The sequence below is a fragment of the Clavibacter sp. genome (assembly GCF_014802555.1).
GTDB lineage: Bacteria > Actinomycetota > Actinomycetes > Actinomycetales > Microbacteriaceae > Clavibacter > Clavibacter sepedonicus.
Genome location: NZ_JAAVCB010000103.1, coordinates 1 through 9,126, shown reverse-complemented (window position 1 = coordinate 9,126; position 9,126 = coordinate 1). Strand labels below are relative to the sequence as shown.

The 9,126-nt window shown below is 73.8% G+C and carries 10 protein-coding genes; 9 read left to right on the top strand and 1 reads right to left on the bottom strand.

The genetic code is table 11. The annotated features are described in order from the left end of the window. The 9 genes from HDR73_RS11390 to HDR73_RS11350 form a co-directional block, all read left to right on the top strand. Window positions 1–1,471: glycosyltransferase (locus HDR73_RS11390; protein WP_287136446.1), on the top strand; the 1,471-nt coding region annotated here is incomplete at its 5' end. After that, complete coding sequence (locus HDR73_RS11385) at window positions 1,468–2,793, top strand: nucleotide disphospho-sugar-binding domain-containing protein (protein ID WP_012297728.1); 1,326 nt, start codon at window positions 1,468–1,470, stop codon at window positions 2,791–2,793. The genes HDR73_RS11390 and HDR73_RS11385, both read left to right, overlap by 4 nt. A gap of 141 nt (window positions 2,794–2,934) precedes the next feature. Then, window positions 2,935–3,108 (top strand): hypothetical protein, encoded by a 174-nt coding sequence (locus HDR73_RS11380; RefSeq protein WP_012297729.1) that lies wholly within the window; start codon window positions 2,935–2,937, stop codon window positions 3,106–3,108. Between the two features lie 70 nt (window positions 3,109–3,178). Continuing rightward, complete coding sequence (locus HDR73_RS11375) at window positions 3,179–4,879, top strand: circularly permuted type 2 ATP-grasp protein (protein WP_012297730.1); 1,701 nt, start codon at window positions 3,179–3,181, stop codon at window positions 4,877–4,879. 5 nt (window positions 4,880–4,884) lie between these two features. Next, window positions 4,885–5,814: an alpha-E domain-containing protein gene (locus HDR73_RS11370; protein WP_041464281.1), complete on the top strand. Its 930-nt coding sequence runs from the start codon at window positions 4,885–4,887 to the stop codon at window positions 5,812–5,814. Continuing rightward, complete coding sequence (locus HDR73_RS11365) at window positions 5,811–6,656, top strand: transglutaminase family protein (RefSeq protein WP_012297731.1); 846 nt, start codon at window positions 5,811–5,813, stop codon at window positions 6,654–6,656. The genes HDR73_RS11370 and HDR73_RS11365 overlap by 4 nt, the downstream gene beginning before the upstream one ends. A gap of 44 nt (window positions 6,657–6,700) precedes the next feature. Further along, window positions 6,701–6,889: an alpha/beta fold hydrolase gene (locus HDR73_RS11360; RefSeq protein ID WP_269843552.1), complete on the top strand. Its 189-nt coding sequence runs from the start codon at window positions 6,701–6,703 to the stop codon at window positions 6,887–6,889. Between the two features lie 60 nt (window positions 6,890–6,949). Then, entirely contained in the window at window positions 6,950–7,513 is a 564-nt protein-coding gene (locus HDR73_RS11355; protein ID WP_353734314.1) for a serine aminopeptidase domain-containing protein, read from the top strand. Between the two features lie 20 nt (window positions 7,514–7,533). Further along, on the top strand, window positions 7,534–8,013 hold the full coding sequence (locus HDR73_RS11350; protein ID WP_223842760.1) for a GNAT family N-acetyltransferase: 480 nt from the start codon (window positions 7,534–7,536) through the stop codon (window positions 8,011–8,013). Between the two features lie 72 nt (window positions 8,014–8,085). On the opposite strand, the gene HDR73_RS11345 is transcribed toward HDR73_RS11350, so the two are convergent. Further along, on the bottom strand, window positions 8,086–8,838 hold the full coding sequence (locus HDR73_RS11345) for a hypothetical protein (RefSeq protein WP_041464282.1): 753 nt from the start codon (window positions 8,836–8,838) through the stop codon (window positions 8,086–8,088). Window positions 8,839–9,126 lie beyond the last annotated feature (288 nt).

Genomic DNA, 9,126 nt, shown 5'->3' with positions numbered 1-9,126 from the left:
CGTGGGTGCGGGCGACAACGGCGGCATCGCGACGCTGCTCGTGCGGCTGGGCGACGCGCTCGTGGATCCCGCGGCCGCCGCCGGCGCGCACCCGGACGCCGCGCGCATCGCCGCCTCGGGCGACCCGCTCGCTGCCGCCGACCGCCCCGTCGACCGCGTCATCACCCTCTCCCGCGGCACGCCCGACCAGGCCCTCGGATCCCTCGCCCGCGTCGCCGCCGGCGACGACGGCCACGTCTTCGCCCACATCCCGATGCTCGGCGGCCCGCGCTCGCTGCCCGAGGCGTGGCCGCACCGGGTCGAGGCCGAGCGGGGGATCCGCCGCGTGCTGCGCGCCGCGGGCCGCGTCGACGCCGTTCACCTGCGCATGGCCGACGTCGGCACGCTCGCCGCCTCCACGGTCGCGCGCGAGCTCGGCATCCCCGTCGTCTTCACGGTCGCGCCCGATCCGTACGGCGTGGTCGACGCGCTCGACCGCTCCGGCGCCCTCACGCGCGACCGCTTCGGTGGCGTCGACGAGCGCGAGCACTACTGGTTCCGCGTGCGGCTCGTGCAGCGCCTGGCCGCCGACGCCGCGCACACCGTCCTCTTCCCTCGCCCGGAGCTGAAGCGCGACATGCGCCGGCTCGTCGGCATCGACGTCGACGCGCACCCCGAGCGCCACAGCGTCGTCGCCGAGGGCATCGACGTGGCCGCCATCGAGCGCTCGCGCGACGACGCCATGCTCGGCGCCGACGCGGACGGCGCGCCCGCCCGTGCCTTCGTCGAGCTCGACGACCTGCTGCGCGACCTCCCCGAGGAGCGCCGCGGCCTCCCGCTCGTCATCTCGGTCGGCCGCCTCGCCCGCGTCAAGGGCATGGCGCAGCTCGCGCACGTCTGGGCGGCGGATCCCCCGCTCCGGTCCCGCGCCAACCTGCTCATCGTGGGCGGCGACCTCGACGAGCCGACCCAGGAGGAGCGCGAGCAGCTGGCGCGGATCCTCGATGCGGTCCCCGGAGCCGACGGCCCCGCCGACGCCGCCCGCCACGGCCTCCTCCTCGCCGGACACCGCGGCAACGACACCGTCACGCGCTGGCTCGCCGCCGTCCGCTACGGGCGCCCCGGGCTCACCGCGCCGGGCGGCGCGTACGCGTGCGCGAGCATCAAGGAGGAGTTCGGCGTCGCGCTCCTGGAGGCGATGTCGATGGGCCTGCCCGTCGTGGCGCCCGCGTCCGGCGGACCCGCGACCTACGTCGAGGACGGTGTGACCGGCCTCCTCGTCGACACGACGGATGCCGCGGCGCTCGGCACCGGGATCGCCCGCGCGCTCGACATCGCAGCGGGCCCCGGCGCGGTCGCCGCCGCCGACCGCGCCCGCGACATGGTCGCCCGCACCTTCACCATCCAGGCCATGGCGGGCACCCTGTCCCGCGTCTACCGCGACGTCGCCGCAGCCGACGACCGAACCCTCTGGGAGCTCAGCGCCTCATGACCCTGCTCGTCATCAGCCCGGACTACGCGTCCCACCTCTTCCCGCTCATCACCCTGGCGTCGGCCTGGCAGCAGGCCGGCGAGCGCGTGGTCGTGGCGACCGGATCCGCGACCGCCGGCATCGTCGAGGCCTCCGGCTTCGAGCGCATCGACCTCTGCCTCGGCCGCGGATCCAACCCCGGCACCATCAAGGCCGAGGAGCAGCCGACCGGCGAGGACGACACTCTCCGCGGCTTCTTCGCCGCCACCCGCCGCGGCATGGTCGAGACCCTGCGCTTCCAGGCGGAGGCCCGCAGCGACGACCTGCTGTGGGAGCCGGTCGAGACCGCGCGCGCCGTGCAGCGGATCCTCGACGAGGTGCGCCCCGACCAGGTCATCGTCGACCACCTCGCCTTCAGCGCCCGCCTCGCGCTCCTCGCCTCGGGCACCCGCCACGCGGACGTCGTGCTCGGCCACCCGAGCGCGCTGCCGGTCGGCGACGAGGTCTACGGCTTCCCGCCCGCCTGGCCCGCCGCCTTCGAGCCGGAGGAGGAGGACCTCGAGGAGCTGCACGCGCTCTGCGTCCGCGTGCGCGACCGCTTCACCGCGCAGTGGAACGACGCCCTCGCGATCCTCGCGCCCTCGATGCGCCCGAGCCGCGACGCGTTCGCGGAGGCCGGCGACGTGCTCCTCCTCAACTACCCCGAGGAGCTGCACGACCTCGACCGCTCGGAGCTGCTGCCGCCGCACGCCTTCATCGGCTCGGCCGTGCGGCGCGAGGCGCCCGAGGCCGAGGTGCAGGGCTGGATCGACGCCGGCGGCGACCCCATCGTCTACGTGTCGCTCGGCAGCTTCCTCTCCGTGCGCGGCGACGTGCTCGCCCGCATCGCGGCGGCCCTCCGCGACCTCGACGTGCGCGTGGCGCTCGCGACCGGATCCACCGACCCGGCCGAGCTCGGCGACATCCCCTCCGACTGGCTCGTCCGTCCGTTCCTCCCGCAGGTGACGCTGCTCGGCCACGCCGACCTCGCGGTCACGCACGGCGGCAACAACTCCGTCACCGAGGCCGCGACCGCGGGCGTCCCGATGCTCGTGCTGCCGCTCTCGACCGACCAGTTCGCGGGCGCTGCGGCGCTCGAGGACGCCGGGCTCGGGATCGCGCTGGCCCCGAACGTCGCGACCGTCACCGAGCTGCGGCAGGCGGCCAAGGCGCTGCTGAACCCGTCGGGGATGCAGCGCGCCGGGCTCGACGCCATCGCCGCCTCGCTCACCCGCTCGCCCGGGCCGCAGCGCGCGTACCAGGCGCTGGCCGGCGGGATCCGCCCGGAGCAGGCCGCGCGCTGAGCCGGGTGCCCGACCCGGTGACCTGACCGGGGCGCCCCGCCGCGCGACGCCCGCGCCGCGATCTCGTAGACTCGTCGGTGACCGCGTCACGCCCCGCGCGGCGGTCGACCCCCGTCTCGCAAAAATGGATCAGGTGCCCTCGTGAACATCGTCGCTTTCATCATCGCGTTCGCCCTCTTCCTGGGCGGCATGGCGCTGTTCGCGTTCGCGTTCTACATCGAGGGCTTCGAGCTGCTGAGCTTCTTCGCCGGCATCCTCCTCGTCTCGGCGTCCATCGCCATCCCCGCGCACATCCTCAAGCGCACCGACGCCTGATCCGCGGGGCCATGTGCGCCCCCGCGCCTCGGTAACACCCCCGACACACGCCCCCGTTACGCTCCCGACCATGGGTGATCTGTTCGAGGGATACGGCACGCTCGCAGCCGCACGCCGCGCCTCCGGTGGCGCCATGCCGTTCGACGAGATGTTCCGGGATCCGCCCGTCGCGGGCGAGCCGGCCGTCGCCCGGGCGGCCTACCGCGAGATCCACGCGGCCCTCTCCCGCATGACCAAGGAGGAGCTGAAGGACCGCACCGACGCGCTCGCCACCAGCTACCTCGCGCAGGGCGTCACGTTCGACTTCGCGGGCGAGGAGCGGCCGTTCCCGCTCGACGCCGTGCCGCGCGTCATCGAGCAGGCCGAGTGGAGCCGCCTCGAGAAGGGCGTCGCGCAGCGGGTCCGGGCGCTCGAGGCGTTCCTCGCCGACGTGTACGGGCCGCAGCGCGCGATCCGCGACGGCGTGATCCCCGCCCGCCTCATCAGCTCGTCCAGCCACTTCCACCGCCAGGCCGCCGGCATCGACCCGGCCAACGGCGTCCGCATCCAGGTCTCGGGCATCGACCTCGTGCGCGACGAGGCCGGCGAGATGCGCGTCCTCGAGGACAACGTGCGCGTCCCGTCCGGCGTCAGCTACGTGATCTCGAACCGCCGCGTCATGGCGCAGACGCTCCCCGAGCTCTTCGTCTCGATGCGCGTGCGCCCCGTCGGCGACTACCCGAACAAGCTCCTGCAGGCTCTCCGCGCGAGCGCGCCCGACGGCGTCGAGGACCCCAACGTTGTCGTCCTCACGCCCGGCGTCTACAACAGCGCCTACTTCGAGCACACGCTGCTCGCGCGCCTCATGGGCGTCGAGCTCGTCGAGGGCCGCGACCTGTTCTGCTCCGGCGGCCGCGTCTGGATGCGCACCACGGGCGGCCCCATGCGCGTCGACGTCATCTACCGCCGCGTCGACGACGAGTTCCTGGATCCGCTGCAGTTCCGCGCCGACTCCATGCTCGGATCCCCCGGGCTCATGCTCGCCGCGCGCCTCGGCAACGTCACCATCGCGAACGCGGTGGGCAACGGCGTCGCCGACGACAAGCTCGTCTACACGTACCTGCCCGACCTCATCCGCTACTACCTGGCCGAGGACGCGATCATCCCGAACGTCGACACCTGGCGCCTCGAGGAGCCCGACTCGCTCGAGGAGGTGCTCGACCGGCTGCCCGAGCTCGTCGTGAAGCCCGTCGACGGATCCGGCGGCAAGGGCCTCGTGGTCGGCCCCGCCGCCAGCGCGGGCGAGCTGGCCGAGCTGCGCGCGCGGCTCCTCAAGGACCCGCGCGGCTGGATCGCGCAGCCCGTCGTGCAGCTCAGCACCATCCCGACGCTCGTGGAGGACGGCATGCGCCCCCGCCACGCCGACCTCCGCCCGTTCGCTGTCAACGACGGTCGCGACATCTGGGTGCTGCCCGGCGGCCTCACGCGCGTCGCTCTCCCCGAGGGCCAGCTCGTCGTCAACAGCAGCCAGGGCGGCGGATCCAAGGACACCTGGGTCGTCGGCGGCTCCGGCTTCCCCGCGGCCACGCGCGAGCGCAGCGTGCAGACGCTCGTGGCCGACCAGGCCGCGGTGACCACGTCGATCCCGATCGTCTCGGGGGAGAAGGCGCCCGACCAGTCGCCGCACGACCGGCCGCGGAACCGCGACCAGCACGAGCAGCAGCAGCAGGCGGCCGCACCCGCCGCAGCATCGACCGCCGACGACGCCGACACCACCGAGGGGGACCGCTGATGCCCATGCTGTCGCGCATCGCCGAGTCGCTGTTCTGGATCGGCCGCTACATCGAGCGGTCGGACGGCACCGCCCGCATCCTCGACGTGCACCTGCAGCTGCTGCTGGAGGATCCGTGGATCGACGAGGACACCGCCTGCCGCTCCCTCCTCAGCGTGATGGGCAGCGACGTGCCGAGCGAGGACGTCCTCGGCCGGGACGACGTGCTCGCCCTCCTCGCGGTGGACCGCACGCAGCCCGCGTCCATCGCGTACTCGCTCGGCGCCGCGCGGGAGAACGCCCGCCGCGCCCGCGAGATCGTCTCGAGCGAGCTCTGGGAGTGCCTCAACACGACGCGCGCCCGCATGCCGAGGAAGATCGCGAACGACCGCGTGCACGAGTTCTTCGGCTGGGTGCGCGAGCGCTCGGCCCTCGCGGTGGGGCTCGTCGAGTCGGGCACGAGCCGCGACGAGGCGTGGCAGTTCTTCACGCTCGGCCGATCCATCGAGCGCGCCGACATGACGGCCCGCCTGCTCGCGACGCGCGCCCTCACCGAGGCGAGCGGCCCGTCGTGGACCACGATCCTCCGCTCCTGCGGCGCCTACGAGGCCTACCTCCGCACCTACCGCGGCGTGCCGAGCGCGCGCAACGCGGCGGAGTTCCTGCTGCTCGACCGGCTGTTCCCGCGGTCGATCACGCACTCGATCCGCCGCGCGGAGCAGTGCCTGCACGACATCGAGCCGCGCACCGACCGCCTCGGGGTGTCCGACCAGGCGCAGCGGCTGCTCGGGCAGATCCGGAGCGAGCTGGAGTACCGGCCGATCCAGGAGATCCTCGACGACCTCCCGCGCTTCATGGACGCCGTGCAGGAGGCCACCAGCGCCACCAGCGAGGCCGTCCGCCAGCGCTACTTCCCCACCAACGCGGCACCCAGCTGGGTCGGAGAGAACTCGTGAACCGCCTGCGCATCACCCACCGGACCGGATTCCACTACGAGGGCGAGGTGACCGCGTCCTACAACGAGGCGCGCATGCTGCCCGTGTCGAGCGAGAACCAGTTCGTCCTGTACTCGAACCTCGACATCCAGCCGAAGCCGGGGCACCACACGTACGTCGACTACTTCGGCACGCGCGTCTCGTCGTTCGAGATCCTGAGCCCGCACCGCTCGCTCGAGCTCACGGCGACGAGCCTCGTCGAGGTCCGCCCGCGCACGCACGAGCCGCACCAGCTCGGCTGGGACGACCTCGCGGTGGACGTGCAGCGCGCCACCGAGCACGTGGAGCAGGTCGCGCAGACCGTCCGCACCGAGCCGCACGAGGAGGTGCGGGCGCTCGCGGAGGAGATCGCGGGCGGCGCGGGCACCCCGTGCGAGGCGGCGGCGGAGATCGCGCGGGCGATCGGCGAGAGGGTCGAGTACATGGCCGGCGTCACGAGCGTGCAGTCGACCGCGCGCGAGGCGTGGGAGCAGGGGCGCGGGGTCTGCCAGGACATCACGCACATCGTCATCGGGGCTCTCCGGCACGTCGGGATCCCCGCGCGCTACGTCAGCGGCTACCTGCACCCGAAGCCGAACGCGGCCGTCGGCGAGACCGTCACGGGCGAGTCGCACGCGTGGGTGGAGTGGTTCTGCGGCGAGTGGCGCGGCTGGGATCCCACGAACCTCATCGACATCGGCGACCGGCACGTGCTCGTCGGCCGCGGCCGCGACTACCGCGACGTCGCGCCGCTGCGCGGCATCTACGCGGGGCCGTTCCGGTCGAAGCTGTTCGTGCGGGTGGAGATCACGCGCGAGTCCTGATCCGCGGCCTGGGCGGCCCGCGCAGGCGCGCCTAGTCTGGATCAATGCCCGACGACGAGCGCTCCACCGGCGGAGCCGACCACCGCACCATCGTGGACGCGGAGGGCGTGACCCTCCACTACTACGTGTGGGAGGCGGAGAACCCACGGGCCGTCGTCCACATCGCGCACGGGGTCGGCGAGCACGCGCTGCGCTACATCCGGCTCGCGCACGAGCTCAACGCCGCGGGGTAGCCGCGGGGTACACGGTCGCGGCCGACGACCACCGCGGGCACGGCGCGACGGGTCTCGGCCATCTCGGCATCGGCGTGCTGGGGCCGAGGCGTCATCTGGCGGCGCTCGACGGCATCCAGCTGGTCAGCGAGCAGCTCCGGCGTCATCAACACGGGCGACCTCAACAAGCGCTGGCGGCATCCGGCGGCGTCCGGCTTCGAGTGGCTCTCGCGGGATCCGGAGGCGCAGCGGGCGTTCGGGGCCGACGACCGCAACTTCGACGTCAACGCGCTCAAGCCGTACCGGATGCGCGACTCCGTGCAGATCATGGGCCGTCCGCCGCGGGAGCTCGCGACCGACCTGCCCGTGCTGATCCAGGGCGGCGAGGAGGACTCGCTCGGCGGCCGCCGCGGCATGCAGCTCCTCGCCCGCGACTACAGCAGGCGATCGCGCCTGAGCGACGTGCTGCTGATCGTCTACCCGGGCGCGCGGCACGAGATCTACAACGAGACGAACCGCGACGAGGTGGTCGCGGACCTGCGCAGCTGGCTGGAGTCGCGCGTGGTCGCGGCGGGGGCGGCGTCCGGCGAAGCGGGCCCGGCGGACGGGGCCGCGGACGGCCCGGCGGACGGGGCCGCGCGATGACGGGCGCGGGATCCGGGGGCGTGGCGCTCCGCCCGGCGCGCGCCGACGACCTGCCGTTCCTGGAGGACATGCTCCTGGCGTCGATGGACTGGCGCGACGACGGGTCCATGACCCGCGAGCGCATGCTCGCCACCCCGGAGCTCGCGCACTACGTGTCCGGCTGGCCGCGCGCCGGCGACGTGGGCGTGGTCGCCGAGGCCGACGGGCGACCCGTCGGCGCCGCGTGGGCGCGGCTCTACGCCGACGACGACCGCGGCTACGGCTTCGTCGCGACCGACATCCCCGAGCTCGGCATGGCGCTGGTCCCGTCGGCGCGCGGCAGGGGCGTCGGCCGGGCGATCCTCGTGGCGCTCGTCGAGGCAATCCGCGCGTCCGGCGCCCCGGGCGTGAGCCTCAGCGTGGAGGACGGCAACGACCGCGCCCGCGCGCTGTACGAGTCGCTCGGCTTCGTGCCCGTGGGGCGCGAGGGCGGATCCGACGTGCTGCTGCTCCGCTGGTGACCCACGCCGCCCTCCGGCCCGCGGGATGCGGGACGCAGGGCGGCGGGTCGGGTCAGTGCGCCGGTCAGCGGGTCACTTGCACCGGCTGTTCCACCAGTACGGCAGGACGAAGTACATCCCGCTGTACACGCACGGGGTGTTCATGAGGTAGGTGATGAGCATCGAGCCCGCTGCCCCGATGAAGGCGCACGCGACCGCCCCGGTCAGGGCGCAGAGCGCGCCGATGTCGAACGAGCCAGCCCCGGCTACCAGGAGCCTCATCGCGGCGGGCGAGATGCTGAGGGTGATGGACGGGTGGGTGATGTGGTGCCAGAACGACTTCCAGCTGTCCGACGCCACGAGGGGATCCGACGCGATGGAGGACGTCGTGCCCGCCACGAGGTGCCCGAAGGCGTCGGCGTCGACCGGGATCGACGTCGAGGCCTGTCCGGGACGCGCGAGCCGGAGCTCCGCCACCTCCGACGCGGTCTCGCGCACGAGCTGGGCGTGCTCCGCGGCACGGGCCTCGGACGAGAGCCCGCGGGCCGCTCCGGAGGTGACCTCCGCCGCATCCGCGAGCTGGTCGACGGTGATGCGACCGGAGCGGATGTCGGCTTCCGTGGTGCCGGCTCGGACGGATGCCGCGAGCGCGGGGGAGATCGCTGCTGCTGCCGGTGCCGTCTGGTGGGTCGCGGCGTGCGCGGGCGTGACGCCGGTGGTCGTGAGGCCCACCGCGATGATGGCGACGAGGGTGAGGAGGAAGGGCGCGCTCCGCCACCTGACGGGGGATCGGGACGCGCGATAGGCGGTGCGGGAGGTGGATCGGGTGATGGAGTGAATGGGCATCAATGCCTCCGTGGTGCGGGTGGTTCGGGATGGGGTGAGGATCCGGTCGAACAGAGGGTGCACTTCGACACGTCACTGTGTCCAGGCCGGGCGGGTGTTGTCGACCGGAGGCTATGTCGCTCGTCAGTCGGTCGTCTGACTTGTCCACATGCGGCTGCGGTGTCGGATGGCGTCGCACGTGGCACCGCCCTCCGGCCCGCGGGTGCGGGTCGGAGGGCGGCGGGTGGTGCGCGGTCGACCGCGTCGGGTCAGGCGCGCGCGGTGCGGCCCGGGTGCGCGCGGCGCCGG

Bases quoted from the DNA above. Each gene is read 5' to 3' on its own strand.
- HDR73_RS11385 (WP_012297728.1), top strand. From the start codon at position 1,468: ATGACCCTGCTCGTCATCAGCCCGGACTACGCGTCCCACCTCTTCCCG.
- HDR73_RS11375 (WP_012297730.1), top strand. From the start codon at position 3,179: ATGGGTGATCTGTTCGAGGGATACGGCACGCTCGCAGCCGCACGCCGC.
- HDR73_RS11370 (WP_041464281.1), top strand. From the start codon at position 4,885: ATGCTGTCGCGCATCGCCGAGTCGCTGTTCTGGATCGGCCGCTACATC.
- HDR73_RS11360 (WP_269843552.1), top strand. From the start codon at position 6,701: ATGCCCGACGACGAGCGCTCCACCGGCGGAGCCGACCACCGCACCATC.
- HDR73_RS11345 (WP_041464282.1), bottom strand. From the start codon at position 8,838: ATGCCCATTCACTCCATCACCCGATCCACCTCCCGCACCGCCTATCGC.